The 26,201-nt window shown below is 59.2% G+C and carries 25 protein-coding genes and 1 pseudogene; 9 read left to right on the top strand and 17 right to left on the bottom strand.

Annotated features, from left to right (window positions below; all coding sequences use genetic code 11):
- Window positions 1-2: 2 nt before the first annotated feature.
- Window positions 3-743: a Crp/Fnr family transcriptional regulator gene (locus tag F0Q04_RS05115; RefSeq protein ID WP_116926186.1), complete on the bottom strand. Its 741-nt coding sequence runs from the start codon at window positions 741-743 to the stop codon at window positions 3-5.
- A gap of 200 nt (window positions 744-943) precedes the next feature.
- Between F0Q04_RS05115 and F0Q04_RS05110 the strand changes: the two genes are divergently transcribed.
- On the top strand, window positions 944-1,198 hold the full coding sequence (locus tag F0Q04_RS05110) for an acyl-CoA-binding protein (RefSeq protein WP_021028674.1): 255 nt from the start codon (window positions 944-946) through the stop codon (window positions 1,196-1,198).
- A gap of 145 nt (window positions 1,199-1,343) precedes the next feature.
- On the opposite strand, the gene F0Q04_RS05105 is transcribed toward F0Q04_RS05110, so the two are convergent.
- The gene (locus F0Q04_RS05105; RefSeq protein WP_182344807.1) at window positions 1,344-2,312 is read right to left on the bottom strand and encodes an alpha/beta hydrolase family protein; all 969 of its coding nucleotides are present in this window, start codon (window positions 2,310-2,312) and stop codon (window positions 1,344-1,346) included.
- Between the two features lie 186 nt (window positions 2,313-2,498).
- Between F0Q04_RS05105 and F0Q04_RS05100 the strand changes: the two genes are divergently transcribed.
- The 8 genes from F0Q04_RS05100 (at window position 2,499) to F0Q04_RS05070 (ending at window position 11,138) form a co-directional block, all read left to right on the top strand.
- Window positions 2,499-4,445: an AMP-dependent synthetase/ligase gene (locus tag F0Q04_RS05100; RefSeq protein ID WP_116926184.1), complete on the top strand. Its 1,947-nt coding sequence runs from the start codon at window positions 2,499-2,501 to the stop codon at window positions 4,443-4,445.
- Between the two features lie 25 nt (window positions 4,446-4,470).
- Window positions 4,471-5,253, top strand: coding sequence for an ABC transporter ATP-binding protein (locus F0Q04_RS05095; RefSeq protein WP_021028671.1), 783 nt, complete (start codon window positions 4,471-4,473; stop codon window positions 5,251-5,253).
- Between the two features lie 22 nt (window positions 5,254-5,275).
- The gene (locus F0Q04_RS05090) at window positions 5,276-6,205 is read left to right on the top strand and encodes a branched-chain amino acid ABC transporter permease (protein ID WP_021028670.1); all 930 of its coding nucleotides are present in this window, start codon (window positions 5,276-5,278) and stop codon (window positions 6,203-6,205) included.
- The gene (locus tag F0Q04_RS24160) at window positions 6,202-6,333 is read left to right on the top strand and encodes a hypothetical protein (RefSeq protein WP_260718758.1); all 132 of its coding nucleotides are present in this window, start codon (window positions 6,202-6,204) and stop codon (window positions 6,331-6,333) included. The genes F0Q04_RS05090 and F0Q04_RS24160 overlap by 4 nt, the downstream gene beginning before the upstream one ends.
- Window positions 6,334-6,348: 15 nt before the next feature.
- The gene (locus tag F0Q04_RS05085; RefSeq protein ID WP_116926183.1) at window positions 6,349-7,413 is read left to right on the top strand and encodes a branched-chain amino acid ABC transporter permease; all 1,065 of its coding nucleotides are present in this window, start codon (window positions 6,349-6,351) and stop codon (window positions 7,411-7,413) included.
- Window positions 7,414-7,490: 77 nt separating this feature from the next.
- Entirely contained in the window at window positions 7,491-8,804 is a 1,314-nt protein-coding gene (locus tag F0Q04_RS05080) for an ABC transporter substrate-binding protein (RefSeq protein WP_021028667.1), read from the top strand.
- A gap of 130 nt (window positions 8,805-8,934) precedes the next feature.
- Window positions 8,935-9,774 carry an ABC transporter ATP-binding protein gene (locus F0Q04_RS05075; protein WP_021028666.1) on the top strand — a complete coding sequence of 280 codons (840 nt, stop codon included), beginning with the start codon at window positions 8,935-8,937 and terminating at the stop codon, window positions 9,772-9,774.
- A gap of 104 nt (window positions 9,775-9,878) precedes the next feature.
- Window positions 9,879-11,138: a phenylacetate--CoA ligase family protein gene (locus F0Q04_RS05070; protein WP_182344804.1), complete on the top strand. Its 1,260-nt coding sequence runs from the start codon at window positions 9,879-9,881 to the stop codon at window positions 11,136-11,138.
- A 600-nt stretch (window positions 11,139-11,738) separates the two neighbouring features.
- Here F0Q04_RS05070 and F0Q04_RS05065 read toward each other — a convergent pair.
- The 15 genes and pseudogenes from F0Q04_RS05065 to urtB form a co-directional block, all read right to left on the bottom strand.
- Entirely contained in the window at window positions 11,739-12,098 is a 360-nt protein-coding gene (locus F0Q04_RS05065; RefSeq protein WP_182344803.1) for a hypothetical protein, read from the bottom strand.
- Window positions 12,099-12,202: 104 nt separating this feature from the next.
- The gene (locus F0Q04_RS05060; RefSeq protein ID WP_133248154.1) at window positions 12,203-12,559 is read right to left on the bottom strand and encodes a hypothetical protein; all 357 of its coding nucleotides are present in this window, start codon (window positions 12,557-12,559) and stop codon (window positions 12,203-12,205) included.
- A gap of 122 nt (window positions 12,560-12,681) precedes the next feature.
- Complete coding sequence (locus F0Q04_RS05055; RefSeq protein ID WP_232539503.1) at window positions 12,682-12,996, bottom strand: DUF2750 domain-containing protein; 315 nt, start codon at window positions 12,994-12,996, stop codon at window positions 12,682-12,684.
- Between the two features lie 15 nt (window positions 12,997-13,011).
- Window positions 13,012-13,410 (bottom strand): hypothetical protein, encoded by a 399-nt coding sequence (locus F0Q04_RS05050; protein WP_182344801.1) that lies wholly within the window; start codon window positions 13,408-13,410, stop codon window positions 13,012-13,014.
- Entirely contained in the window at window positions 13,410-14,396 is a 987-nt protein-coding gene (locus F0Q04_RS05045; protein ID WP_182344799.1) for an RHS repeat-associated core domain-containing protein, read from the bottom strand. The genes F0Q04_RS05050 and F0Q04_RS05045 overlap by 1 nt, the downstream gene beginning before the upstream one ends.
- Before the next feature lie 13 nt (window positions 14,397-14,409).
- Window positions 14,410-14,844: a hypothetical protein gene (locus F0Q04_RS05040; protein WP_182344797.1), complete on the bottom strand. Its 435-nt coding sequence runs from the start codon at window positions 14,842-14,844 to the stop codon at window positions 14,410-14,412.
- 19 nt (window positions 14,845-14,863) lie between these two features.
- Window positions 14,864-18,472 (bottom strand): DUF6531 domain-containing protein, encoded by a 3,609-nt coding sequence (locus F0Q04_RS05035; RefSeq protein ID WP_182344795.1) that lies wholly within the window; start codon window positions 18,470-18,472, stop codon window positions 14,864-14,866.
- Window positions 18,473-19,540: 1,068 nt separating this feature from the next.
- Window positions 19,541-19,624: pseudogene (locus tag F0Q04_RS05030) on the bottom strand (ABC transporter ATP-binding protein); the annotation flags it as partial.
- 10 nt (window positions 19,625-19,634) lie between these two features.
- Entirely contained in the window at window positions 19,635-20,753 is a 1,119-nt protein-coding gene (locus F0Q04_RS05025) for a Fic family protein (protein ID WP_182344793.1), read from the bottom strand.
- Window positions 20,754-20,844: 91 nt separating this feature from the next.
- Complete coding sequence (locus F0Q04_RS05020) at window positions 20,845-21,213, bottom strand: FmdB family zinc ribbon protein (RefSeq protein ID WP_182344791.1); 369 nt, start codon at window positions 21,211-21,213, stop codon at window positions 20,845-20,847.
- A gap of 62 nt (window positions 21,214-21,275) precedes the next feature.
- Complete coding sequence (gene fmdA / locus F0Q04_RS05015; protein ID WP_182344789.1) at window positions 21,276-22,499, bottom strand: formamidase; 1,224 nt, start codon at window positions 22,497-22,499, stop codon at window positions 21,276-21,278.
- Window positions 22,500-22,561: 62 nt separating this feature from the next.
- A complete protein-coding gene (urtE, locus tag F0Q04_RS05010; protein ID WP_116926172.1) occupies window positions 22,562-23,251 on the bottom strand; it encodes an urea ABC transporter ATP-binding subunit UrtE in 690 nt (229 codons plus the stop codon).
- Between the two features lie 10 nt (window positions 23,252-23,261).
- Window positions 23,262-24,005: an urea ABC transporter ATP-binding protein UrtD gene (gene urtD / locus F0Q04_RS05005; RefSeq protein ID WP_021028661.1), complete on the bottom strand. Its 744-nt coding sequence runs from the start codon at window positions 24,003-24,005 to the stop codon at window positions 23,262-23,264.
- A 14-nt stretch (window positions 24,006-24,019) separates the two neighbouring features.
- Complete coding sequence (gene urtC / locus F0Q04_RS05000; protein WP_027011320.1) at window positions 24,020-25,213, bottom strand: urea ABC transporter permease subunit UrtC; 1,194 nt, start codon at window positions 25,211-25,213, stop codon at window positions 24,020-24,022.
- Window positions 25,214-25,236: 23 nt separating this feature from the next.
- A complete protein-coding gene (gene urtB / locus F0Q04_RS04995; RefSeq protein WP_182344788.1) occupies window positions 25,237-26,151 on the bottom strand; it encodes an urea ABC transporter permease subunit UrtB in 915 nt (304 codons plus the stop codon).
- Window positions 26,152-26,201: the final 50 nt, after the last annotated feature.

Below are 26,201 nucleotides of genomic sequence, written 5' to 3'. Positions count from 1 at the left end.
CACTACAAGTCAAAATCCGCCCGCTGCGGTTTAACCAGCCAGCCCTGTCCGCGCAGGGCCTGCAGGTCGAGCACACGCAGGCCACCGTATTCGATGCGGATAAAGCCCTGGTGCTGCAAGGCGGCAAGGGCTTCGTTCACCCGCTGGCGCGACAGGCCCACCAGGTAGGCGAGTTCTTGCTGGGTGATGCGCAGCACGTCGCTCACCCCCGGGCAGAGCACGGGATTGAACAGCGCAGCCAGTGTGCGCGCCACCCGCTCCTCGGGGCGGTTCAAGCGGTCGATCTCGCGGGCGCTGATGAACTGCGCCAGCCGCTCGTTGAGCTGGTGCATCACAAAGCGGTTAAATCCCAGCGAATGGTCCAGCAGCCAATGGAAGGCATCGACCGGAATGCCGCAGACGGAGCTTTTGCGCAGCGCCTGGATGTCATAGCGGTAGATCTCGCGCTTGAGCGCCGTGCCCTCGCCAAACCAGCCGGTGCGGGGCAGCCCGGCAAAGGTCATCGTGCGGCCCTCGCTGTCTTCGGCGCTCATCTTCAAGAGGCCTTCGATCACGCCAAACCAGTAGGTCACCGGCTTGCCTACGCGGCAGACATACTCGCCCGGCTCGGCCTCGGTCACCATCAGCTGGCGCACCGCGTACTCACGCTCGGCGGGTTGCAGAACGGGAATCCAGGGGATGTCGGCCACTTCCGCAGCATGCGGGGCACGGCGGCGTTGGTAGAGAGAGGCATGCGGGCTCATGGCGGCCAAGAATGCACCAGCTTGATGCGGCTGCAAAGGGGGTGGCTACCAACGCCAGTCCTGCATTTGTCACCTGCGCAGCAAGCCAGCGCTGCGGGCGGTCGCAGCCGTAAGACATCAGAAAAATGCCAGCGCTTGCGCGCGCTGCTGCAAGCTACACTGGCAGCCCTGCTCCATCATCCCCACACCATGAGGTCCCCATGTCCGATCTGAATACCGCCTTTGAAGCCGCCAAGGAAGCCGCCCTGAACATGAGCGAGCGCCCCGACAACCAGACCCTGCTCAAGCTCTATGGCCTGTACAAGCAAGGCGCGCATGGCGACAACAACGAGCCCAAGCCCGGCTTTACCGACTTTGTTGCCTCGGCCAAGTGGAACGCCTGGAACCAGTGCAAGGGCATGGCGCAAGATGATGCGAAGCAGCAGTACATCGACATGATCCAAGAGCTGCTCTAAGAGGGACTAACACGACCCTTGATACTTCGTTGCCGAGCCTTGCCGTACTAAAGTACTGTCTGCGGCTTGGCGCCTTGTCGGGGGCGCCTAGTCTCAACCGCAAACCTTCGGATTGCTGGGCCGTCTTAGTCCCTACGGAAAATGCTCAGAGTTTTTGGCGAAAGAACGCCAGCACCTCGGCCGCCCAGCGCGGTTGAAAAGCGCGGCGGTCAAAGCCTGCCGGGTCGCTGCAGATCTGCGGCGCGGCAGCCGCCAGCTGCGCACTGCAGGGCGCCAAAAACGCAAAGTGCGCGGCACCTGCCACCACATGCAGGGGCGGCTTGTCAGCCTTGCCGGCAGGCAGCAGCGCGGCCAGCGCCTGCACCGAGCCCGCAGGCACCCCGTCCCCACCTTGTTCTGAAGCCCACAGCTGCAGCGGCAGCTTCAGCTTTTCCAAACCACTGCTGGCACCAAAGGCCGCCAGCGGATCGGCCAGCACCATGGCTTTGATGCGTGGCTCCGGCTGGGGCTTCAGCGCAGGGATCTGTCCTTGCGCGATCGCCTGGCACAGGGGCGATGGCGGCTCGGGGCAATGGCCCGCCAACTGCGCAAAATCCGGCCTAGCACCGGCGAGCACCAGGCCGGTATAGGCCCCGCGTGAAAAGCCCAAAAAGCCGATGCGCTGCGCATCCAGCACGGCGCGCCAGCGGCTGTCTGCCAGCACGCCATCGATCGCGCGGCGCACATCGGCGGGCCGGGCCTCCAGCGCCGCAAAACTGCCGCCTTGCGCCAGGTTCAGCGCAGAGTCCAGGCTGTGGTTCAGGCTCAGCACGGCGATGCCGCCATCGGCCAAAGCGGCGGCCATGTTCCAGTGGCTGAGCGCACTGCCGCCATAGCCATGCGAGATAACCACCCAGGGCAGCTTGCCGCTGGCAGCCACCGGGCAATCTTCGGTGGCCATCACCTCAAAAGGCCCGCGTTTCAACAACGCCGGCGGCTGGGCGCAAGGCGTCCAGAGCAAGGCCTGCAGCGGCGGCTCGCCCGCGACCGTGAACCGGTGCAGGCCCGCGCCTTGCGCCAGCATGGCGATGCTGGCCAACAGTGCCGCCAACAGCGCAGATCGACAACGCTTCATCCACTTCCTCCCTGTCTCCAGCCCAAGCGCTGGAATATTTGCCAGCCGCAGGAAAGTACCTACAGCGTTTTCCCGCAGATTGTCGTCATAAAGACAAAACAACGTCAAAGCTGAACCTACATTCGGTTTCAACAGGACGCAAGGCATGGCACTTGCGATCTACAAAAAACGGCATAGGAGACAACCATGTCAACGACATTTCCCAAGCTATTGCTGCAGCACGCGGCCCAGCGGCCCGAGGCCGCCGCATTGCGTGAAAAGGAATACGGCATTTGGCAAAGCTATAGCTGGTCCGAGCTGGCCGTGATGGTGGCCAAAATAGCAGCTGGTCTGTCGCAAGCGGGCCTGGCGCGCGGCGAGCACCTGGTGCTGATGGGCGCCAACCGCCCGCGCCTGTATGCCAGCATGCTGGCGGCCCAGTCGATTGGCGCCATTCCTGTGCCGCTGTACCAGGATGCGGTGGCGGCCGAATGCGTTTTCCCGCTCAACAATGCCGAGGTGCGCTTTTGCCTGGTCGAAGACCAGGAGCAGGTCGACAAGCTGCTGGAGCTGCGCGAGCAATGCCCGCAGATCAGCCATCTCTACTACGACGACCCGCGCGGCCTGCGCAACTACGAAGAGCCCGGCCTGGCCTCGCTCGACAGCCTGATCGCCAGCGGCGAGACCTTTGTGGCGGCCAACCCCGGCTGGTTCCAGCAGCAGGTCGAGGCCACCCACAACGGCGATGTGGCGGCGATGTTCTTCACCTCGGGCACCACCGGCAACCCCAAGGGCGTGGTGCACACCCACCGCTCGCTGCTGGAGAGCGCCTCGGCCGGCGCCGAGTTTGAAAAGCTCGGCCATGGCGAGGAAGTGCTGGCCTACCTGCCCCCGGCCTGGATCGGCCAGAACATCTTCAGCTACTCGCAATGGCTGGCCTGCGGCTATGTGGTGAACTGCCCCGAATCCAATGCCACCGTGCAGATCGACCTCAAGGAAGTCGGCCCCACCTACTACTTTGCGCCGCCGCGCGTGTTCGAAGGCATTCTGACCAGCGTGATGATCCGCATGGAAGACGCCGGCCTCATCAAGCGCAAGATGTTTCAGCACTTCATGGCGGTGGCCAAGCGCGTGGGCCCGGCGCTGCGCGACGGCCAACCGGTGAGCCTGCTCGACAAGATCAGCTACAAGTTGGGCGACCTGATGGTGTTTGGCCCGCTGCGCAACAACATGGGCTTTAGCCGCGTGCGCGTGGCCTATACGGCCGGTGAAGCGATTGGCCCCGACCTGTTCAGCTTTTTCCGCTCCATCGGCATCAACTTGAAGCAGCTCTACGGCTCGACCGAGACCGCCGTGTTCGTCTGCATCCAGCCGGACAACCAGGTGTTTGCCGATACCGTGGGCAACCCGATTCGCGGCGTCGAGATCAAGATGGCCGACAACGGCGAGATCCTGGTCAAGTCGCCGGGCTTGCTCAAAGAGTACTACAAGAACCCCAAGGCAACGGCCGAGGTGCTGAGCGAAGACGGCTGGTACCACACCAGCGATGCCGGCTTTCTGGACAAGAGCGGCCAGCTCAAGATCATCGACCGCGTCAAGGATGTCGGGCGCCTCAAAGGCGGCAGCAACGACGGCGCGATGTTTGCCCCCAAGTATGTCGAGAACAAGCTCAAGTTCTTCCCCTTCATCAAGGAGGCTGTGGCCCTGGGTGATGGGCGCGAGAAGGTCTGCGCGATGATCAATATCGACTTCGAGGCCGTGGGCAACTGGGCCGAACGCCAGAACCTGCCCTACGCCGGCTACACCGACCTGGCGCAGAAGCCGCAGGTCTACACGCTGATCCAGAACTGTGTCGAGAAGGTCAATGCCGACCTGGCCACTGATGCGATGCTGGCGGGCAGCCAGGTGACGCGCTTTTTGATTCTGCACAAGGAGCTCGATGCCGACGACGGCGAGCTGACCCGTACCAACAAGGTCCGCCGTGGCTTTATCGCCGACAAGTACGGCGTGCTCGTCGATGCGCTCTACGCGGGGCGCAGCGAGCAGTTCATCGAGACCCAGGTGAAGTTCGAGGACGGCCGCAGCGGCAGCGTCAGCGCCACCTTGAAGATCGCCGACAGCAAGACCTTCGCGCCGCTGAAGTCGGTTGCCTGAGCGCCCAGCCAAGAGAAAGCCACCCATGAGCAAAAAAATCGGTGACGTCATTCTTGACATCAAGAACATCAGCCTGCGCTTTGGCGGCGTCAAGGCGCTGACGGATATCTCCTTCAACGTCAAGGAGCATGAGATCCGCTCCATCATCGGCCCCAACGGCGCCGGCAAGAGCTCCATGCTCAACTGCATCAACGGCGTCTACACGCCTTCGGAAGGCGCGATCAGCTTTCGCGGCCAGACCTTTGCGCACATGAACAGCCGCCAGGTCGCCGAGATGGGCGTGGCCCGCACCTTCCAGAACCTGGCGCTGTTCAAGGGCATGAGCGTGATCGACAACATCATGACCGGCCGCAACCTGCAGATCAAAAGCAACCTGCTGCTGCAGGCGCTGCGCCTGGGCCCGGCCCAGCGCGAGGAGATCCAGCAGCGCGAGTTTGTCGAGCACATCATCGACTTTCTGGAGATCCAGGCCTTTCGCAAGACACCCGTGGGCCAGCTGCCCTACGGCCTGCAAAAGCGGGTCGACCTGGGCCGCGCGCTGGCGATGGAGCCCAAGGTGCTGCTGCTCGACGAGCCGATGGCCGGCATGAACGTCGAGGAAAAGCAGGACATGTGCCGCTTCATCCTCGATGTGAACGACGAGTTCGGCACCACCATCGTGCTGATCGAGCACGACATGGGCGTGGTGATGGATATCTCCGACCGGGTGGTGGTGCTGGATTACGGCAAGAAGATCGGCGACGGCACACCCGAAGAAGTCCGCAATAACGAAGATGTGATCCGCGCCTATCTGGGCGCAGGCCACTGAGAACACACCCCAGGGGACCGCAATGGCATTTTTTCTTGAAACTTTGTTTGGTGGCCTGATGGTGGGCATGCTCTACGCGCTCATCGCGCTGGGCTTTGTGCTGATCTTCAAGGCCTCAGGCGTCTTCAACTTCGCCATGGGGGCAATGGTGCTGTTTGCCGCGCTGGCGATGGCACGCTTTTCCGAATGGATTCCAAAATGGCTGGGCATGGAGCCCGGCGTGCTCAGCATCGCGCTGGCGCTTGTTGTGGCGATGGTCATCATGGTCGGCGTGGCCTGGGCGATCGAGCGCTTTGCGCTGCGCTACCTCGTCAACCAGGAGCCCATCGCGCTGCTGATGGCCACGCTGGGCATTGCCTACTTCCTCGACGGCCTGGGCCCGATGATCTTTGGCTCGGCCGTCTACAGCATCAATGTGGGCATGCCCAAGGACCCCATGTTCGTCCTGGAAAACATGTTCCAGGGCGGCGTGCTGATCAGCCAGGAAGACCTGTATGCCGCCGGCATTGCCGCCGTGCTGGTGCTGGTGCTGAGCGTCTTCTTCCAAAAGACCAAGACCGGCCGGGCGCTGCGCGCCGTGGCCGACGACCACCAGGCGGCCCAGTCCATCGGCATTCCACTCTCGCGCATCTGGGTCATCGTCTGGTCGGTGGCCGGCTGCGTGGCGCTGGTGGTGGGCATCATCTGGGGCTCCAAGCTGGGCGTGCAGTATTCGCTGTCGCTGGTGGCGCTCAAAGCCTTGCCAGTCGTGATTCTGGGCGGCCTCACCTCGGTGCCTGGCGCCATCGTCGGCGGCCTGATCATCGGCGTGGGCGAGAAGCTCTCCGAGGTCTACCTGGGCCCCTATGTGGGCGGCGGTATCGAGACCTGGTTTGCCTACGGCCTGGCGCTGTGCTTCCTGCTGTTTCGCCCTCAAGGTCTCTTCGGGGACAAAATTATTGATCGTGTATGAAATACATCTACAAGAATTTTGCGAAATCGGCACCGCATTCGCTGTGCGAATGCGGTGGCTGCAGCAAGCTGCTGCAGCAGGCAGCCGCAGGCTGCGCCCATGTGTACAAAATTATCGACCGCGTGTAATTGGAGAACTGACCTATGTTTTATCGTGAAAATGGCCAGTTCAAGACCAGCTACGCGGCCGACCAGCAGATCTTCCCGGTGCTGCAGGACAAGTGGGCCATGCTGGCCTTCCTGCTGGTGGCCTTTGTGCTGGTGCCCTTTGGCTTCAGCGACTACACCTTCAAGGCAGTGCTGATCCCCTTTCTGATCATGTCGCTGGGCGCCATCGGGCTCAACATCCTGGTGGGCTACTGCGGGCAGATCTCACTGGGTACTGGCGCCTTCATGGCAGCTGGCGCCTATGCGGCCTACAACTTTCATGTGCGCTTTGAAGGCATGCCGCTGATCCTGTCGCTGATCGGTGGCGGCCTGGTGTCCATGCTGGTTGGCGTGCTGTTTGGCCTGCCCAGCCTGCGCATTCGCGGTCTGTACCTCGCGGTGGCCACCCTGGCGGCCCAGTTCTTCATGGACTGGCTCACCAGCCGCGCCGCCTGGGTCAGCAACTACTCCTCGTCCGGCTCGGTCAGCGCCGGCAAGCTGTCAGTGTTCGGCATGCCGATCGAGACGCCGGTGCAGAAGTACCTGTTCTGCCTGGTCATCCTCTGCGTGCTGGGCCTGATGGCCAAGAACCTGGTGCGCAGCGCCGTGGGCCGCGAGTGGATGGCCATGCGCGACATGGATGTGGCCGCCAGCGTGATCGGCATCCGCCCCATGTATGCCAAGCTCTCGGCCTTCGCGGTCAGCAGCTTCATCGTCGGCATTGCCGGCGCGCTCTGGGGCTTTGTGCACCTGGGCGCATGGGAGCCTGCGGCCTTCAGCCTGGACCGGTCCTTCCAGCTGCTGTTCATGATCATCATCGGCGGCCTGGGCTCCATCGTGGGCAGCATCTTTGGCGCGGCCTTCTTTGTGCTGCTGCCGATCTTTCTGACCCAGGTGCCGCATTGGCTGGGGCTGCCGATCTCGACGGCGACCGCCACCTACCTGGAACATATGGTGTTTGGCGCGCTGATCGTGTTTTTCCTGATTGTCGAACCCCATGGATTGGCCAAGCTGTGGGCCACGGCCCGCCAGAAGCTGCGTCTGTGGCCGTTCCCGCATTGAGTGTTTTTTACCGAGAGCAACGCAGAGTGTTCGCAAGTGGGGGTCACCCGCCCCAACAACCCTAAGGAGATAGAACCATGTCTTTCAAGAAAGCTGTGATCGCCGCTGCTACGGCAGCCCTGGGTATGGGGGCCATGATGGCTGCCCCGGCCGCGCAAGCCCAGGAGCAATTCGTTCCGCTGCTGGTCTACCGCACCGGCCAGTTCGCGCCGCTGGGCATCCCATGGGGTGACGGCAAGCAGGACTACCTCAAGCTCGTCAATGCCAAGGGCGGCATCAACGGCGTGAAGATCAAGTTCGAAGAGTGCGAAACCGCCTACGACACCGCCAAGGGCGTGGAATGCTATGAGCGCCTCAAGGGCCGCGACGGCGGCGCTTCCGGCTTTGACACGCAATCGACCGGCATCACCTTTGCCGTGACCGACAAGGCCGCGGGCGACAAGATGCCCGTCATCACCCCCGGCTATGGCCTGTCGCAATCGGCCGATGGCAAGGTGTTCGAGTGGAACTTCCCGCTGCTGGGCAACTACTGGACCGCTGCCGATTCCATCGTGCAGGACATCCTGAAGAAGGAAAAGGGCAGCCTCAAGGGCAAGAAGATCGCGCTGGTCTACCACGACTCGCCTTATGGCAAGGAACCCATCCCGCTGCTGCAAAAGCGTGCGGCCAAGGAAGGCTTTGACCTGATGCTGCTGCCCGTCACTGCCCCCGGCGTGGAGCAGAAATCCACCTGGCTGCAGATCCGCCAGAACCGCCCCGACTATGTGCTGCTGTGGTCGGCCGGCGTGATGACGCCGACTGCCGTGCGCGAAGCCCAGGCCACCGGCTACCCACGCGAGAAGATGTACGCCATCTGGTGGGGCGGCTCCGACCATGATGTCAAGGACATCGGTGCCGGCGCCAAGGGCTACAACACCGTCACCATCCACAACACCGCCGAGCGCGACAAGGTGCATGACGACGTGAAGGCCTCGCTGTACGACAAGGGCCAGGGCACCGCGTCCGATCCCAAGGAGCTGGGCCAGCTGGCACACACGCGCGGCATGGTGATCGCGATGCTGCAGGTCGAAGCCATCCGCACTGCGCAAGAGAAGTACGGCAAGGGCAAGGTCATGACCTCCGAGCAGGTGCGCTGGGGCCTGGAGAACATGAACATGACCCAGGAGCGCCTGAACGAGCTGGGCTTTGGCAAGATCATCCGCCCCTTCAAGACCAGCTGTGACAACCACCTGGGCGCCGACTGGGCCCGTATCGCCACCTGGGACGGCAGCAAGTTCAACGTCACCTCGGACTGGTACCAATCGGACAAGACCTTGATCGACCCGCTGGTCAAGGAATACGCCGACAAGTACGCCAAGGAAAAGAACGTGACGCCGCGTTCCTGCAGCTAAGGCTGCGTGGTCCCTGGGCCTGGTGGCCCGGGGCCTCTCGTGGCTGGCCCCTGGCGCGCTTCCCTTGCGGAAGGCGCCCGCTCCCCCGGGGCCGCCCGCCATCCATTTTGTTGAGAGATCAGGTGACGGCATGACCGATTCCCCGCAAACAGCTTCCACCCCATCCGCAGCAGCGCCGCTTTTGGTCGTCAACGGCATCGAGGTGATCTACAACCATGTGATCCTGGTGCTCAAAGGCGTCTCGCTGTCGGTGCCGCGCGAATCGATCGTGGCCATCCTGGGCGGCAATGGCGCCGGCAAGACCACCACCTTGCGCGCCATCTCCAACCTGCTCAAGGGCGAGCGCGGCGAGGTCACCAAGGGCAGCATCGAGCTCGAAGGCGAACGCATCGAGGCGCTGACCCCGTCGGACCTGGTCAAGCGCGGCGTCGTGCAGGTGATGGAGGGGCGCCACTGCTTTGCCCACCTGACCATCGAAGAGAACCTGCTGACCGGCAGCTACACCCGCACCAGCAAGGGCGAGATTGCCGCCAACCTGGACAAGGTCTACAACTATTTCCCCCGCCTCAAGACGCGCCGAACCAGCCAGGCGGCCTACACCTCGGGCGGCGAGCAGCAGATGTGCGCCATTGGCCGCGCGCTGATGAGCAACCCGCGTCTGGTGCTGCTCGATGAGCCCTCGATGGGCCTGGCGCCGCAGATCGTTGAAGAAGTCTTCAACATCGTGCAGGACCTGAACCAGAAGGAAAAGGTCACCTTCGTGCTGGCCGAGCAGAACACCAACATGGCGCTGAAGTACGCCGACTACGGCTACATCATGGAGAGCGGCCGCATCATGATGGACGGCGCCGCCAAGGACCTCGCCAACAACGAGGACGTCAAGGAGTTCTACCTGGGCATGGGAGGCGGCGAGCGCAAGAGCTTCAAGGACGTCAAGAGCTACAAGCGCAGAAAACGCTGGCTGGCCTAAGCCCCTGCAACGATCCGATTACCGCGCCGGCCGATGCCCAGATGCCGGCGTCTGCGGCAGATTCGCCCCAAAAAAATACCGATTACCCGTCCCGGAGAAACCGCATGAGCCCGCACTACGACGATCTGGAGTCCCGCGCCCCCGCTGCCCGCGAAGCCGATCTGATGGCCCGCCTGCCCGCCCAGATTCGGCACGCCCAGCAACACTCCCCCGCCTTTGCCAGCATCCTGCAAGGCGTCGATGCCGCCAGCATCAACAGCCGCGCCGCGCTGGCGCAGCTGCCCGTCACCCGCAAGCATGAGCTGCTCGAGCGCCAGAAGGCCGAGCGCGCCCAGCACCCGGGCCGCGCCATCTTTGGCGGCTTCAACACCGCGCCGTTTGGCAGCGCCATGCCGCGCATGTTTGCCAGCCCCGGCCCCATCTATGAACCCGAAGGCCAGCGCAGTGACTACTGGCGCATGGCCCGCGCCATCTATGCGGCCGGCTTTCGTGCCGGCGAGCTGGTGCACAACAGCTTCAGCTACCACTTTGTGCCCGCCGGCTCGATGATGGAATCGGGCGCCCAGGCCTTGGGCGCCACCGTCTTCCCCGCCGGCACCGGCCAGACCGAGCAGCAGGTGCAGGCCATGGCCGATCTGCACCCCCATGGCTACATCGGCACGCCCAGCTTTTTGAAGATCATCCTGGAAAAAGCCGAGGCCCAGGGCCAGCGCATTGCCTCGCTGACCAAGGCCCTGGTCTCCGGCGAAGCCTGCCCACCCTCGCTGCGCGACTGGTTCAGCGCCCGTGGTGTGGCCGCCTACCAGTGCTATGCCACCGCCGACCTGGGCCTGATCGCCTACGAGACCGAGGCCCGTGAAGGCCTGGTACTGGACGAGAACGTGATTGTCGAGATCGTGCGCCCCGGCACCGGCGACCCGGTGGCCGAAGGCGAGGTCGGCGAGCTGGTCGTCACCACGCTCAACACCGACTACCCGCTGATCCGCTTTGGCACCGGCGACCTCTCGGCCATCCTCCCCGGCCAATGCCCCAGCGGCCGCACCAACACCCGCATCAAGGGCTGGATGGGCCGCGCCGACCAAACCACCAAGGTGCGCGGCATGTTTGTACACCCCGGCCAGATCGCCGAGGTCGTCAAGCGCTTCCCCCAGGTGCAAAAGGCCCGTCTGGTCGTCAGCGGCGCCATGGCCCAGGACCAGATGAGCCTGCAGGTGGAAACCACCGAGCTGGGCGCGGGCCTGGCCGAACAGATTGCCGACGCCGTGCGCGAAGTCACCAAGCTGCGCGCCGATATCGCGCTGCTGCGCCCGGGCGAGTTGCCCAATGATGGCAAGGTGATTGAGGATGCGCGGAGTTATGACTGAGTGGGCTGTCAGGCATTGGGTGGGGGAGCAGAAGCCATTGAGGTGACTGCCTCTCGCCCCATTCGATGCTTTGTTTGATTTATTAACCGCAATATATGCGGTGAATAGCACTTTTAATCGCCGCATGGACTGCCTGGGAGGCCGCTGCTGTGCTGATTCGCGCCTAGACATCACGCTACGCTAGGCATGCGCCAGACTCGCAACCCATGGCGCGACAATGCCCCAACCGATCAAAATGTCGTGTTCGTTGCAGCAGGGCAAATAGCGCGTTTCATCATCGCACACCTAGAAGTCCAGTGCCACTGCCAAATTGCTGCCGCATTCGGCAGGAACATGATGCAGCGCGCGGGGCCAACATACTGAGAAATGAGCTCTCAGCCATCGGCTCGAGGACACCCCCTCAGGCGCGGAACGGCTATCCCAAGGTGGGGGATGCTCCGCATCAACACCAAGCCGCTCTCGCAATTGCGCAACGACGGTCGCCCGCTTGACCAAGCTCAAAGCCGCTATCTGGATGTCTGCGCTTCTGGCGGCCACAGAAACAGAGTCGGTGTTTAAGCAGTTCTCAGTCGTGCAGTGCGCTCCAAACGCTGCTTGCGCCTATGCGTCTTCCCTACGATCTGCTTGCAACCTGCCATGCCGAAGCAGACGTGATGTGATACCACCACGAGTTCGCTCATGTGCCTTTGCCAGCGCTGACACATCCGATCCCGCATCAAAAGCTGAAAGCAGTTGCTCATCCTCTTCCGGCGACCAGGACTGCCCAGCCTTGCTTGCGCCCTCCATCTTGGGCCGCAACGGCTTTTCAACGGTCTTGTCCAGCGCCATGACCGCCATATTCAGCGCCCGAATGACATCGGGGCTATGAACGGGGTTGTCCTCAGGCAGCAGATGCCCAGTTTTGGGGTCCAATCCTTGCGCCAACAACCCGAGCACATGTTTTGCATCAGCCAATGTCATTTTTCCTCCTCGCCGTCGGAGAGACCACACAGACGGCCAAACTCTATTTATGAAACTAACAAAATCGATGCCCAGAGCCGTATGTGCCAATACCGTTTTGCCCGCTATCTCAAACGACCGGATTCAAGCAGATAGCCCACAAAGCCATCGTGCAGACTTTCACCTAAGTTATTGCCGTCCTCATCCACTAGATGCACGCGGCCCTTCTCAGCCAAGGCAGTTCCTCCATCGATGGAAGTCAAAATGGAGACAGCAAAACCTCTCAGACACTCTGCAAATACCTTTTTGACATCGTCCCCATCGACTCCTGCTGCGGCAAGAGCTCGTTGCAGATTTTGGTAGGGCTCTTGCTCCTCCACCCATACCAAGTCAGTTTCAGGTTTCGTCAAGGCATCTCCCGCTGCCTTGACCCAAGAGTCCATTGATACCGCTATGTCCTCAAAAAAATCTGATTCGTGCATACTTCCATCAAACAAATGACAAGTGCCATGATTTTAAACATGAAGACTGAATTCAATACTTCTGCAATTCACTAACAAGCGCCATATTAAAATCATCTACACTTGGAGTCATCCCTTTACCCTCAGGCTTGAAAAAAAACCCCAGGCAATACCCCATCTTTTTTTAGTTTAGGGAATAAATCATCCATCAACTCTGCAAGCGTAATAAGACGTGGCTCATAACCCTCCCATTCACAGACTGCACATAACTGCGCATAGTCTTTGGCTGGCCAAAGTGGAAATACCGTAACACCATCATTTGTAGCGGCAAGAGCCCATCCACCTTGATAAAGACCCCAGACTTCTTGCCTATCGGCAACAACTTTGACAAAGTGATCAAAACGCTTCTTATCAGGCAGCGCGAGAACAGACTCGAGCTGCTTGAATATTATTGTCATGGTCTTGGATATGCTTTAGCTATCCAAGACCATGTACCGGCTTGCAATTTGACCACAGACATAAAGCGCAATGTGTCCTGCATTTTTCACATTATCAAAGTCATCCAAAAATGCGGCCAATTCAATTGAAAAAAAATAGTCTACATCCCAACGCTTCTCGCCTTCCTCAGTCAGAGGCAGATTGTGGATCAAATTTAAAATCCTCCCAGCACTTATGTATTCCGAGCCTTTAATTTGATCTATCGCTTCCTTTACACAGTGCACCAAGATGTGCTTAGTACTTGAAACATTTATCAAATCAACTGCCGCAATCACATTTTCCAGACAAGGCAAAATATGCTCATTAGTACGTCCTGCCATCAAAATATTTCGACTTGAAATTATTTCTGCTTTAATCGAACCAACCGTAGTCATCAGTAACCTCCGGGTGTAAAATCCAAATCTGCTGGAGTTTTATATGCCCCATGCGGCAGTTCTACACGAGTAATCGGAACATCAATAATACCAGCTCGGGGGGCAGCTAAAGCACGATGATGTCCATCAAGGATATAAAATCTACCTTCGTGAGAAGTAACTGTCAAAGGTTCGAGGATTCCCTCCGCTCTTATCCTCTTTGTCAACCTATCAAATTCTTTACCGCCCATAGTTTTACCATGAGTCGCAATCAAAGTCCCGACTTTTGCGGTTTCCTGCACCACGCTTTTTACTGCTGTAGCGCCTGCCAAAACGGCGCCCCCCGCCAAAGCCGCACCACCTAACGCATCCCCTGCCGCAATCTCACCAGCTACGATGCCAACCCTTGAGGCATTCACAGTTGCAGTGACGGCAAACCTCAAAGCTACTGTTCTAGCAGCATGCGCCGTTGCAGTCAGCGCAAAGGGGATTAGAAAGGCAATGCGCCCATCTGGATCTAGATATTTAGTGGGATTATTGTTCCCATACGCATAACGGTTGAAGCTGTGCAGATTCCCATCTTGGTAATCAACCGGGTCTATGCCAAGAAACCGCCCAATCCCAGGATCGTAGTAGCGCGCTCCAAAATACTGCATGGTGGTGTCGGCATCTTGCTCCTTGCCGTGAAACCACTGGGTCTGCGCTTCGCTCTCCGGCTGCCACTCCGTCTTTTGGCCGTAGGCGAAATATGATTCCTTCCAGAGCACATTGCCGGCAGCATCGGTTGCGGCAAGCGGGCTGCCGCTGATGTCACTATGGATGTAGGTGACGGTCTCCTTGGCGGTGGCCAATCCCCCTGTGGCTAAAAGCATGCTGCTAATGGCGACGGTTAACATCGCTCTCAACCACACACTAGGTTTGCGCCGTGTGGTCCTTGTCTGCCAGAAGGTGGAGATCAACCGGAGGAATAAACCGAACGGGGACGATTGCTTCAAGTGCTGTTCCATGGTTCTCCTCCATTCAGTTGTCTTGCGTGCAAAGCACTTGGTTGTCGTCTGTCAGCTGCCGCGCCTCTTCTTGGGTGACGGCTCTGGTGGTGCAGGTCTCAGGGGTACTTACCGTGCTACCGACCAGTTTTGGGATGCCCTGGAGCTTGCAGGCCTCATATTTCAGCTGCCCTGCGTTGACTGCGGTTTTGGCTGTCTCCATGCCACGCGGTGTTGCCCATACCGGCAAGGGAATCGATTCAGGAGTCGCCTTCAGATCGCTGGTTTGCAAAGGAGCAGAGGGCTTGTTGTCTGGTAGCTCGATCGTTATGCCGCTGCCAGCAGGAACTACCACGGCCTGGGCGTGGACAGCACCAGCAAACAGGCTCAAGGACAGCAACAAGACCAGGTTTCCAAAGCGTGTGTAGGTGGGAGAGCACATAGGCCGCGATGTATGCGAGTTATTCATGGCGTAGATCCTTGGTGGTTTAGTTCAACTCGATGCTGCGTTCCGCCACTTGGCGCCGCCCCAGATAGATAAGCTCTTTGCGCAGACTCGAATCCATGGTCTGCATGAGCAGGCCTTGCGAGTCATGCAAATACTGGGTGGTGCCCTGCGCAGCTACAGTCTGAGCCCGCATGTTGGAGCCGTCGTAGTCATGCAGCTTTTGCACTGCGGTCCCACAATCGGTGCAGCGCAGGTTGTTGGCACGATCGTGACCAAAGGTGTTGTATCCGTTGGCACTCACATTACCCGCCTGGTCGTATTCAAAGCTTCGAGAGAAACCACCTGCTACCCCTGTGAGCAGTCCTGTTGCAGTGTCGTAGGTGTAGGTGTTGAGACCCGTAGGTGTACGCAAATACGTTAGATTGCCGGTCCTGTCGTACCCGTACTGACGGTTAACTGTGGTCGTTGCCTCCGTGATAAGGCGGTCCAGCTTGTCGTATGCGAATGCCCTTGCGTACACGCCATCGGCCAGTTCGTTGATGTTGACCATGTTCCCTACGGGATCATAGACATAGGTGCTATTCACAAATCGGCTGGAGCCTTGGCCATATGTCAAATCTGAGGGCCACTGCCGGCTATTGATGCCCATAGTGGAGACCACGCCATTGGCATAGCTGATTTGGCTGGGCATTCCATTCGGGTGGTAGTCCACACTATGTATATAAGGCAGTACTGCACGTGCTCGCCCAAATGCATCAGGCTCGTAGCTGACCTGATTGCCTGATGGGTAGGTGATAGACGCCAGCGCTTCATTGCTGTCGTAGGCATAACCCAATGTTTGGGTGCTTGCACCGACGCTCAGGCTTTCTTTGGTGATCTTGTTGTTTTCGTCATAGCTGAAGCTGCGCGAAATATCGCCGCTTAGTGAGACAACCAGATTGCCGTTGGCATCATAGGTATTCTTCACTGCAGGGGCATTTGGCACCGCCGCATCTTCCGAGCTGGGATAGCTGATATCTGTCAGCCGATTGCGACTGTCGTAAGCGTATATGGTTGCTGGGCCTGCTCCGATCCTCTGGCTTATCAGGTTCCCAATAGCATCCCTCTCAAAAGTTGTTGTGCCTATTTCAGGATCAGTTTTTGAAGTCAGGAAATATCGAATGTCATAACCATAGCCGCGGGTTTTCCCATCCATGCTCACCGTCGTTAGCTGCCCAAGAATATTCCTGGTCTGGCGCACATCGGCAAGCGCGAACAAACTTCCATTTACCGTTTCACCTGACGCGAGCCTAACTCGTTCACGCTTATCAGGATCAGAGTAAGCCCTGTAATAGTCGATCGATGCACGCCCCGTGGAATCTTGGTTCACCACATATAGATTGCCATAGCTGGTGTAGTTGATATGTTGGGCATTTGTCGTGCCTACCGGATTACCATTGAGAGTAGCGACAACCCTGCTTAACCCATCGTAGACATAGCCCGTCCCCATCGTACTGTTGGGATAGGATTGATGGATGAGCTCACCCATCACGTTGTGACTGTAGTTAACCCAGACAGGTACCTGTCCTGGAGCACTTGCCTCCCGACGGAGGGTACGACCGAACCCATCGAAGGAGGTGGCCTCAGTCATATCACCTCTTTCCACAACACGGGTATTTGGAGTCCAAGCCACGGATATTACTGCCCCACTTGGCTTTGCAACCGAAGTGACACGATTCAGCAAATCGTGTGTGAACCTTGTGATATTTCCACGGGCATCTGTTTCAGCAATTACATTACCAGCATCATTGACAGATCTACCGACAGTGGAGCCATCAGCATATGTTTCTTTTCTGGGAATACCCCGGTGATAATCAGAAAAGCTTTCTACCTGCCCTAGCGCATTAACCTTAGTCGCGATATCGCCTGTTGGATGGTATGTTGCTGAGCTCACGACCCCAGCGATACTCTCCAACACCACATTCCCATTCGCATCAAACTGGCGTTTGGTTTCATGCTGCTCCCCCTCACTGACCACAACAGCACTTGCAACGCGATTTATTATCCACTTATCCGTATCAACATGGTGTTTCAGTGCGGTTTCTCGGATATAAGTCCGGTCTGCGACATTTGTCGCCATCTCTACCACCTTACGCGCATTTCCATAACCATCGAAATCAGAATTCGTTAGCGTAAAGCGCTCACCAATACGATTGTAGTTCTCAATCCGGGGAACGCGCGCAACCGGATTGAAGCTGTTGCTTGTATAGTTTTGGGCTACAACATCTATTTGACTAGAAATTATAAAGTCCTGATAGGCCAGTAATACGTTTTCATGGTCACTGGTACGCCCAAGGTAGATACCAACAGATGTGGGAGCCTGACGTACAGAGTGGTAGCCTGCATGATAATGTTCTACAACTTTTCCAGCTGGATCTGTAATCTGGGTAATATTAACCTGACTTCTGTCATCCGGAGGCATGCTGTACGAATGTGTTATTGAGTTGCCAACACGACTCACGGGCAGCTCGTTAGTAGCGACTCCATAAACGTAATTCCAATTTCCGGACTGACTCTCTTCTGGGCCAGCATTGGCAGTTTTCCCTACCACTACAGTGCTTTGGCGACTACGCGGTGTCCCAGCCAAGAAGTCAACATGACCGTAGCGATAGTCAATAGTCCCACCACTCGGATAACCCACCTTGCTGAGTGATCCCACACCAGGAGTGGCTTCATAGCTGTAATTCCAGGAATGACCATCTGGTCTTTTTACGGCTGTTAAGTAATTGCGAGACCCTGCGCCTGGAGTGACGGTGTATTCCCACTCACGCGAGTTGCCCGCATCAACCACCTTTGAAAGCTTGGAATCGACATAATTAAAATCCAAGCCACGCCCGTCACTTGTTGCGACCTTGGTCATTGCCATGACGCCATTGTCCAGAAATTGATAACTGATGTTGAACCAGTTGCCATTTCTATCGGTGATTCTTTCAGGATAGTAAGCCGTTTGCTTGCTGCTCACTGCCCCAAATGAATTCCCTTTTTTAGTCATCCGAAAGCTATGATCATCAGGAGACTGGACAATAAAAACGCCGTCAATACACTTGGCACGCCAAAAATCTTTGGTCATCCAAGTTAAATCGCCATCAAACGCTTGCTCGTAGAATATTTGCCGGCTTCCATCTGACTTTTCGAATACGGGATTGGCCGAAGCGACTGTCCATGAAGAAGAACACAAAGCTTTATTGGACCCTCGCAGCACGCGCCCCATATGCATGGTCCATCCCAGCCCAACAGGGCTGTATTCAAAGTCAGCCCATGTGGAAGTAGTGGCGAAGGGATCATCGATACTATTATAGCTACGTTGGATGGCAAGATCCATTCCACCATTTCCAGGAATTACCAAGTCGGTAACTGTATAACTTAATTTCCCGGTAAAAGTACTTATCATCTCATTGGGAGAGTGCGATACAGACCCACCTAATGATGCAGCTTTTTCTTCGAAAAAATCAGGAATACTAGGAAGGCTTGATTCGTCCGATTGGGCATAGGCGCCCTGAACAACCATTAATGCTACAGCATAAATGACTGAGTGACCAACTTTTTTTTGGCGATACCCAGGTGTTTTTTTAATTATCCTTTGAGAGCCCCGATCAAATATCCCTGACATAGTTTCTCCTCTTGAGGCAGCCAAGACCATAACCACTCCCACTCGCTTGGGAGTGGGATATACGGTTGGCGCACTCGTGTTTGGTGTAAAGAAGCAGTTCGATTTTTGCCAAAAACTATCAGTCTCTAGCAATCGTTAACCACTATTTACTTAGGAGAAGTGTCAGATTGATGTCCGTCTACGAGACAGCTATGGACTTAAGTTGCAAGCGGGAGTGCGCTCCCACGCGACACGCATCGAAGTAAACGCAAACAAACATTTCTTGAATTTTCATTTATTTCACCGCACGAATGAATTAGAAAAACTGCAACTCAATGCAAATTTAGGTGCCACATCAATTAATCAAAATAATATAGAATTTTTTTATCCAACTTGATAACTTCATATTAACAATAAGTCATCTTGCTCACCACGCAATGCGCCCCGCAGCGCCCTGTGACAGCAACCATATTGCGCAATATTCAATATAGTTATTCAGATAAACTATCAGAATAAAGTTACAAATTGGTTTGCAGCTGTAAGTGCATTGCTAAGTGGCATTGGGCACCTCAGTAGCTCAGTTCTGCCTCCAGAAAAAATGGGTTACAAAAAACTTGATTCGTTGATGTATCGCTCCGCGTATATCGCCCCCTGTTTGCGATTAGCCCAGTAAAAGTGTTCAATGGCTGATCATCCAATGCCGGTTCCCCACCTGGCTTTTGAGCTCCGGCTGCGCCGCAGCCGCAGCGCTACTGCCTTTAGCGCCCCCCACTGCAACAACCACACCCACTGGGATGCCGCGGCCGCCCATAGTTGCCCGCAGCAGGGTCGTTGTCACGCGACATGCGCGGCGCATCGCGGCCGCGTTCGTTGACCTCGGCGGTGCGACGCTGCTGCGGCGATGTGCAGGCCAGGCGCGGGGCCTGGGTGATGACGCGCTCGGCGGCGGCGCCGCAGTGCGGGCAGGCGCAGGCTAGGTTGCGGTCAGACAGGCGACGCAGCTAGTCGAACTCACCGCATTGCTGGCAGGCATAGTCATAGGTGGGCATAGATGGGTCTCTCCTGCAGATAAAAGCGGGCTGGCGCTGCGGCGCGGGCAATCGCCAGCTGCTGCTGCCCGCCCGAGAGACTGCCGCCCTTGCGTCGGCGCATGTCCCACAGCACCGGGAGCAGCGTGATGGCGCTACACCGCGCTCAGCAAATAGCTTGTGCTACGCCCACCAGCCGCCTCTTTGTCCAATACCCCCAGCGCCAACAGCTCGTTGATATCCCGCAGTGCCGTGTCGCTGGAACACTTGGCAATGGCCGCCCATTTTCCGGTGGTGAGCTTTCCGTCAAAGCCATCGAGCAAGCGGTTCAGCACCTTGATATGGCGCTCATTCATCGGCGTCATCGCCCAATGGCGCCAAAACTGCGCCTTGTACAGGACGACCTCCAAGCCCTCGTTCGCTTGCAGGACCGCCTGGTGCAAGGTCTGCAAAAACCACAGCAGCCATGGCGTCACATCCATGCCGCCTTTTTGCGTGCGCTGCAACACCTCGTAATAGGCCTTGCGCTCCCGCTGTATCTGGGCAGACAGGCTGTAAAAGCGTTGCGCACTGCCATCCGCACGCGCCAACAGCAGATCACCAATGGCCCGCGCCATACGACCATTGCCGTCATCAAATGGGTGGATGGTCACAAACCACAGATGGCCCAAACCGGATTTGAGCAATGCCGGAAGGGTGGAAGGCGCCGGGTCATTGATCCAGGCCAGCAGCTTGGCCATCTCCGCTGGTACTTGGGGCGCCGGAGGCGCTTCGTAATGCACTTTCTGGCGGCCGATCGGGCCGGATACTACCTGCATAGGGCCCGCTGCGTCATCGCGCCACGTGCCCACCGCTATCTTGCTCATGCCCGAATAGCCGGTCGGGAACAAGGCGGCATGCCAGCCATAGATGCGCTGCTCGGTGACGGCTTGCTGGTGGTTTGCCGTCGCGTCGAGCACCATCTCCACCACCCCTTCCACATGGCGGTCTACCGGTGCAAGCGCCCCAATATCCAGCCCCAACCGCCGGGCGATGGAAGAGCGCACGGATGCCACATTGAGCAACTCCCCTTCGATCTCGGAGGTCTTGAGCACATCCTGCGTCAGCGCAGCCAGGCTCGCCTGGTCCCGCAGGCCCATGCCGACATCCGCCAAGCGGCCCAGCAGCATGCCTTGTGCCTGGCTGACCTGCGCCAGCGGAGCAGCCAGGGCATCGCTATCGAACTGCCACTGAGGCCAGTGCGGGGATTTCCAGATATATTCACCGCTAAACATGCGGTGAATAATAGGCCTAAACGCCGCAAATGTCTATGGCGTCTCCAAAACTGGCCTGGCTGTGCGCTGACGCATCTCTGATCCCAGCCCCTCAGTGGCTGATCATCCAAGGCCGATTCCCCACCTGGCTTTTGAGCGCCGGCTGCGCCGCTGCAGCAGCCGCGCCAGTTTTAGTGCCCCCACTGCAGCAACCACACCCACTGGGATGCCGCAGCCGCCCATAGTTGCCCGCAGCAGGGTCATTATCACGCGACATGCGCGGCGCATGACGGGCGCGTTCGTTGACCTCGGCGGCGCGGCGCTGCTGGGGGGAGGTGCAGGCCAGGCGCGGGGCCTGGGTGATGACGCGCTCGGAGGCCGCGCCACATTGCGGGCAGACGCAGGCCAGGTTGCGGTCGGACAGGCGGCGCAGCGCGTCGAATTGGCCGCAGCGCTGGCAGACGTAGTCATAAGTTGGCATCAAAGTCTCCTGCACTCAAAGATAAAAGCGGGCCGGCACAGCGGCCCGCGCAAGCCAGCGTCTTACTTGTCGTACGAGATCGGCATATCGATGCTGCCATCCAGGTACTTGACCGGGCCGGCGGCATTGGGGTTGATGTCGAACTCAAAGATCTGCGTGGGCAGCCACAGGGTGGCGCAGGCATTGGGCACGTCCACCACGCCGCTGATATGGCCCTGCACGGGGGCGGTGCCGAGGATGGAATAGGCCTGCGCGCCCGAGTAACCAAACTTCTTCAGGTACTCGATGGCGTTGAGACAGGCCTGCTTGTAGGCCACGTTCACATCCAGGTAGTACTGCTTGCCCGATTCGTCGACGCTGATGCCTTCAAAGATCACATAGTCGTTGTAGGTCGGCACGATGGGGCTGGGCTTGAAGATGGGGTTCTTGATGCCGTACTTGGCCATGCCGCCCTTGATGATGGAGACCTTCATGTGCACCCAGCCGGCCATCTCGATGGCGCCGCAGAAGGTGATTTCGCCATCGCCCTGGCTGAAGTGCAGATCGCCCACCGACAGGCCGGCGCCATCGACATAGACCGGGAAGAAGATCTTGGAGCCGCGCGAGAGGTCCTTGATATCGCAGTTGCCGCCATGCTCGCGCGGGGGCACGGTGCGCGCACCGGTGGCAGCGGCCTTGTCGCGCGCCTCGCCCTTGAGCTGGCCCATGTGCGCCGTCGCCATGAAGGGCGGGTTGGCCAGGTTGCCGTCCGGGTTGGTGTCGATCAGCGCCTGCTCGCGCGCATTCCAGGTCTCGAGCATCTTGGGGTCGGGCAAGGTGCCGATCAGGCCCGGGTGGATCAAACCGGCATAGCGCACGCCAGGGATATGGCGCGAGGTGGTGAACATGCCCTGGAAATCCCAGATCGACTTCTGCGCCGACGGGAAGTGGTCGGTCAGGAACCCGCCGCCGTTCTTCTGCGAGAAAAAGCCGTTGAAGCCCCACTGGCTCTCGTCCTTGGCACCGATGTCGAGCAGGTCCACGACCAAGAGGTCACCGGGCTCGGCGCCTTTGACACCGACCGGGCCCGAGAGGTAGTGCACCGTGGTCAGGTCCACATCGCGCACATCGTCGGCGCTGTCGTTGTTCTTAATGAAGCCCCCCGTCCAGTCGTAGGTCTCCAGCACAAAGTCATCGCCGGGGTTGACCCAGCAGGCCATCGGAATATCGGGGTGCCAGCGGTTGTGCACCTTCTCGTTGGAAGGGGCCGGTTGGGACAGATCAACCTTGATCAGGGTTTCGGGCATGTGCAACTCCTGTGATGCAGTCAATGGAACAAGAAACGCGCGGGCGGCCCGCGCAAGCGGTGTCAAACCGACAGGTACGACTTGATGTGGGCCTCGTTGGTGTTGGCGCGGTCGGTCTCGTGCACGATGCGGCCGCCCTCGATCACGAACAGACGGTCGGCCACATCCATCGCAAAATGCAGCACCTGCTCGGAGACCACGATGGTGATCTCGCGCATCTTGCGGATCTCATTGAGCGCCTTGGCGATGTCCTTGATGATGGACGGCTGGATGCCCTCGGTGGGCTCGTCGAGCAGCAGCACCTTGGGGTTGGTGACCAGCGCACGCGCAATGGCCAGCTGCTGCTGCTGCCCGCCCGAGAGGTTGCCGCCCTTGCGCCGGCGCATATCCCACAGCACCGGGAAGAGTGCATAGATCTCGTCGGGGATCTTGCGGTCGCGGGAATTTTCCAGACCGGTCTCGATGTTCTCCTCGACGCTCAGGGTCGGGAAAATCATGCGGCCCTGGGGCACATAGGCAATGCCCTTGGCCACGCGCAGATAGCTCTCGTCGCGCGACACATCCTGCCCCGCCACCTGCACCGCCCCGCTCTTGAGCGGCAGCACACCCATCAGCGCCTTGAACAAGGTGGTCTTGCCCATGCCGTTGCGGCCCATGATGGCCAGGGTTTCGTTGGGCCGGCCTTCGAAGGAGATGCCGTGCAGCGCCTCGCTCTGTCCGTAGGCCACGTGGATATCGTTGACTTTCAGCATATGCGGCTCCTCAGTGGCCCAGGTAGACATCGATGACTTTGGGGTCGGACTGCACGGCCTCCATCGAGCCCTCGGCCAGAATCTTGCCCTGGTGCATGACGGTGACCTTGTGCGCAATGCGGGCCACAAACTCCATGTCGTGCTCGATCACGATCACCGAGCGGCCCACGCAGATGCGCTTGAGCAGATCGGCCGTCAACTCGCGCTCGCGCGCGCTCATGCCGGCAATCGGTTCGTCCAGCATCAGCAGCTCGGGCTCCTGCATCAGCAGCATGCCAATCTCCAGCCACTGCTTTTGCCCGTGCGACAGCAGGCCCGATTCCATCTCCAGCACATGGTCCAGGCCAATCTCCTGGGCCACCGCCTGCACGCGCTGCTGCACAGCGGGCGTGCACTGAAAGCGCAGCGCGCCAAACACCGAGCGTCCCTCAGGGTAGGACACCTCCAGGTTCTTGAAGACCGAGAGGTTCTCGTAGATCGAGGGCGTCTGGAACTTGCGGCCTATGCCCTTGCGCACACGCAGGTACTCGTCCATGCCCGTCAGCTCCTGGTTCTGGAACTTGATGCTGCCGCTGCTGGCCTTGGTCTTGCCGCAGATCAGGTCGAGCAAGGTGGTCTTGCCCGCGCCGTTGGGGCCGATGATCACGCGCAGCTCGTTCTTGTCGACATAGAGGGTCAGGTCCTCGATGGCCTTGAAGCCGTCAAAGGAGACCGTCAAGCCCTCCACCGCCAGTGCGAAATCGGTATTGCTCATTGCGTGCTCCTGGTTCAGACGCCTTCGGCCGCAGGCTTGCCGGCGACGGGCTCCTGCGCCTTGCTGCTGGTGGTTGCGGGCTTGGTGCTGGCAGGGCCTGCGCCGTGGCTCGGTGTACTGGCGGGTTTGGCTGCGCGCCGGGCCAGCAGCGGCTTGACCTTGCTGGCATACAGGCCCGCCAGACCATTGGGGAAGAACATGGTCACGACGATGAACAGGCCTGCCATGCAGAACATCCAGAGATCGGGGAAGGTCTCGGAGAAATAGGTCTTGCCAAAGTTGACCAGCAGCGCGCCGTAGACGGCCCCCACCAGGCTCATGCGGCCACCGACGGCGGCAAAAATCACCATCTCGATGGAAGGCACAATGCCCACGATCGATGGCGACATAAAGCCCACCTGCAGCGCAAACATCGCGCCACCAATGCCCGATATCGCAGCGGCCAGGCAGAACACAAAGACCTTGAACATCGACACGTCGTAGCCCGAGAAGCGCACGCGGTCTTCCTTGTCGCGCATCGCCAGCAGCAAGGTGCCCAGCTTGCTTTTCTGGATCCAGAGGCAGGCCACCACCGACAGCAGCAGCAGGCCGCAGCAGACGTAGTAGAGGATGTACTTGGCGCTGTCGGTGCGGATGTCCCAGCCCAGCATGGTGCGCAGATCGGTCATGCCGTTGACGCCGCCGGTGTAGCCCTGCTGGCCGATGATCAGCACCGTCAGGATCAGCGCCACCGCCTGGGTGATGATGGCAAAGTAGACATCGCCCACGCGGCGGCGGAACATCGCAAAGCCGATGATGAAGGCCAGCAGTGCGGGCACTGCCACCACCGCAAACAACGCAAACGGCAGGTACTCGAACGGCGTCCACCACAGCGGCAGCGCGGTGAGCTGGTTCCAGTCCATGAAGTCGGGGATGCCCGGCGTGGACTGGATCGCGGTGCTGACCTTGTCCGAGGCTTCGAGCTTGAGGAACATGGCCATCGCGTAGCCGCCCAAGCCAAAGAACACGCCCTGCCCCAGGCTCAGCACACCGCCCCAGCCCCAGAGCATCACCAGGCCCACGGCCACAAAGGCGTAGCACAGGTACTTGCCCACCAGGTTCAGGCGGAAGATGTCCAGCCCCAGCGGCAGCAGCGCCAGCAGCACGACGGCCAGGATGGCCACATGGCCCAGGCCGGTTCGCTCCAGCCACACACGCATATCTTTCATGGTTGTCATCCTTTGCACCGGCTTTAGCGGCGCACCTTGCTGGCAAACAGACCTTGGGGCCGCAGCATCAAGACCACGACGATGAAGGACAAGGTCAGCACCTTGGCCATGGAGCCACTCAGGAAGAACTCCGTGATCGACTGCACCTGGGCAATGCCAAAGGCCGATGCCACAGTGCCCAGCAGGCTGGCGGCGCCGCCAAAGGTGACGACCAGGAACGAATCCACGATGTAGAGCGAGCCGGAGGTGGGCCCGGTCGAGCCGATGGTGGTGAAGGCCGCCCCGGCAATGCCCGCCACCCCGCAGCCAATGGCAAAGGTGAGGCGGTCGGTCTTCTTGGTATTGATGCCGATGGCGTTGGCCATCACGCGGTTGCTGACCGTGGCGCGCACCCGCAGGCCCCAGCGGCTGCGGTAGAGCGCGATCAGCACGCCGGCTGTGACCAGCAGCGCCAGCGCCAGCACAAACATGCCGTTGATCGGAATGTCCAGCCCCTCACTGGGCGACCAGGAACCCATCAGCCAGTCAGGCAAGGTGGGGCTCACCTCTTTGGGGCCGATCACCGTGCGGAACACCTGCTGCAGCCCCAGGCTCAGGCCCCAGGTGGCCAGCAGGGTATCGAGCGGGCGCTTGTACAGATGCCGTATCAACGCCCACTCGGCCAGCCAGCCCAGCACAAACGCAAACACAAAGGCCGCCACGATCGACAAGGGAAAGTAGTAGGGCATCCAGGCCGGGGCATGGGCTTCCACCAAGGTGGAGGCCATGAACACGGTGTAGGCACCGATGGTCATGAACTCGCCATGCGCCATGTTGATGACACCCATCTGGCCAAAAATAATCGCCAGGCCCAGGCCCATCAGCAGCAGTACCGCAAACAGGCTGAGGCCTGCAAAGCCCTGCATCAGCCCGATATTCATCATTTCAGAAAAAGTCATGGCGCTCTCTTGTCGGGTGGTGGTCGGCGGCAGCGCGGGCCAGAGGGTGT

The sequence above is a fragment of the Comamonas koreensis genome, from assembly GCF_014076495.1.
Taxonomy (GTDB): domain Bacteria; phylum Pseudomonadota; class Gammaproteobacteria; order Burkholderiales; family Burkholderiaceae_C; genus Comamonas; species Comamonas squillarum.
Note: the sequence above shows the minus strand (reverse complement) of the source record. Positions and strands in the feature narration are given on the sequence as shown.

Bases quoted from the DNA above. Each gene is read 5' to 3' on its own strand.
- F0Q04_RS05115 (WP_116926186.1), bottom strand. From the start codon at position 743: ATGAGCCCGCATGCCTCTCTCTACCAACGCCGCCGTGCCCCGCATGCT.
- F0Q04_RS05110 (WP_021028674.1), top strand. From the start codon at position 944: ATGTCCGATCTGAATACCGCCTTTGAAGCCGCCAAGGAAGCCGCCCTG.
- F0Q04_RS05105 (WP_182344807.1), bottom strand. From the start codon at position 2,312: ATGAAGCGTTGTCGATCTGCGCTGTTGGCGGCACTGTTGGCCAGCATC.
- F0Q04_RS05100 (WP_116926184.1), top strand. From the start codon at position 2,499: ATGTCAACGACATTTCCCAAGCTATTGCTGCAGCACGCGGCCCAGCGG.
- F0Q04_RS05095 (WP_021028671.1), top strand. From the start codon at position 4,471: ATGAGCAAAAAAATCGGTGACGTCATTCTTGACATCAAGAACATCAGC.
- F0Q04_RS05090 (WP_021028670.1), top strand. From the start codon at position 5,276: ATGGCATTTTTTCTTGAAACTTTGTTTGGTGGCCTGATGGTGGGCATG.
- F0Q04_RS24160 (WP_260718758.1), top strand. From the start codon at position 6,202: ATGAAATACATCTACAAGAATTTTGCGAAATCGGCACCGCATTCGCTG.
- F0Q04_RS05085 (WP_116926183.1), top strand. From the start codon at position 6,349: ATGTTTTATCGTGAAAATGGCCAGTTCAAGACCAGCTACGCGGCCGAC.
- F0Q04_RS05080 (WP_021028667.1), top strand. From the start codon at position 7,491: ATGTCTTTCAAGAAAGCTGTGATCGCCGCTGCTACGGCAGCCCTGGGT.
- F0Q04_RS05075 (WP_021028666.1), top strand. From the start codon at position 8,935: ATGACCGATTCCCCGCAAACAGCTTCCACCCCATCCGCAGCAGCGCCG.
- F0Q04_RS05070 (WP_182344804.1), top strand. From the start codon at position 9,879: ATGAGCCCGCACTACGACGATCTGGAGTCCCGCGCCCCCGCTGCCCGC.
- F0Q04_RS05065 (WP_182344803.1), bottom strand. From the start codon at position 12,098: ATGACATTGGCTGATGCAAAACATGTGCTCGGGTTGTTGGCGCAAGGA.
- F0Q04_RS05060 (WP_133248154.1), bottom strand. From the start codon at position 12,559: ATGCACGAATCAGATTTTTTTGAGGACATAGCGGTATCAATGGACTCT.
- F0Q04_RS05055 (WP_232539503.1), bottom strand. From the start codon at position 12,996: ATGACAATAATATTCAAGCAGCTCGAGTCTGTTCTCGCGCTGCCTGAT.
- F0Q04_RS05050 (WP_182344801.1), bottom strand. From the start codon at position 13,410: ATGACTACGGTTGGTTCGATTAAAGCAGAAATAATTTCAAGTCGAAAT.
- F0Q04_RS05045 (WP_182344799.1), bottom strand. From the start codon at position 14,396: ATGGAACAGCACTTGAAGCAATCGTCCCCGTTCGGTTTATTCCTCCGG.
- F0Q04_RS05040 (WP_182344797.1), bottom strand. From the start codon at position 14,844: ATGAATAACTCGCATACATCGCGGCCTATGTGCTCTCCCACCTACACA.
- F0Q04_RS05035 (WP_182344795.1), bottom strand. From the start codon at position 18,472: ATGTCAGGGATATTTGATCGGGGCTCTCAAAGGATAATTAAAAAAACA.
- F0Q04_RS05025 (WP_182344793.1), bottom strand. From the start codon at position 20,753: ATGTTTAGCGGTGAATATATCTGGAAATCCCCGCACTGGCCTCAGTGG.
- F0Q04_RS05020 (WP_182344791.1), bottom strand. From the start codon at position 21,213: ATGCCAACTTATGACTACGTCTGCCAGCGCTGCGGCCAATTCGACGCG.
- fmdA (WP_182344789.1), bottom strand. From the start codon at position 22,499: ATGCCCGAAACCCTGATCAAGGTTGATCTGTCCCAACCGGCCCCTTCC.
- urtE (WP_116926172.1), bottom strand. From the start codon at position 23,251: ATGCTGAAAGTCAACGATATCCACGTGGCCTACGGACAGAGCGAGGCG.
- urtD (WP_021028661.1), bottom strand. From the start codon at position 24,005: ATGAGCAATACCGATTTCGCACTGGCGGTGGAGGGCTTGACGGTCTCC.
- urtC (WP_027011320.1), bottom strand. From the start codon at position 25,213: ATGAAAGATATGCGTGTGTGGCTGGAGCGAACCGGCCTGGGCCATGTG.
- urtB (WP_182344788.1), bottom strand. From the start codon at position 26,151: ATGACTTTTTCTGAAATGATGAATATCGGGCTGATGCAGGGCTTTGCA.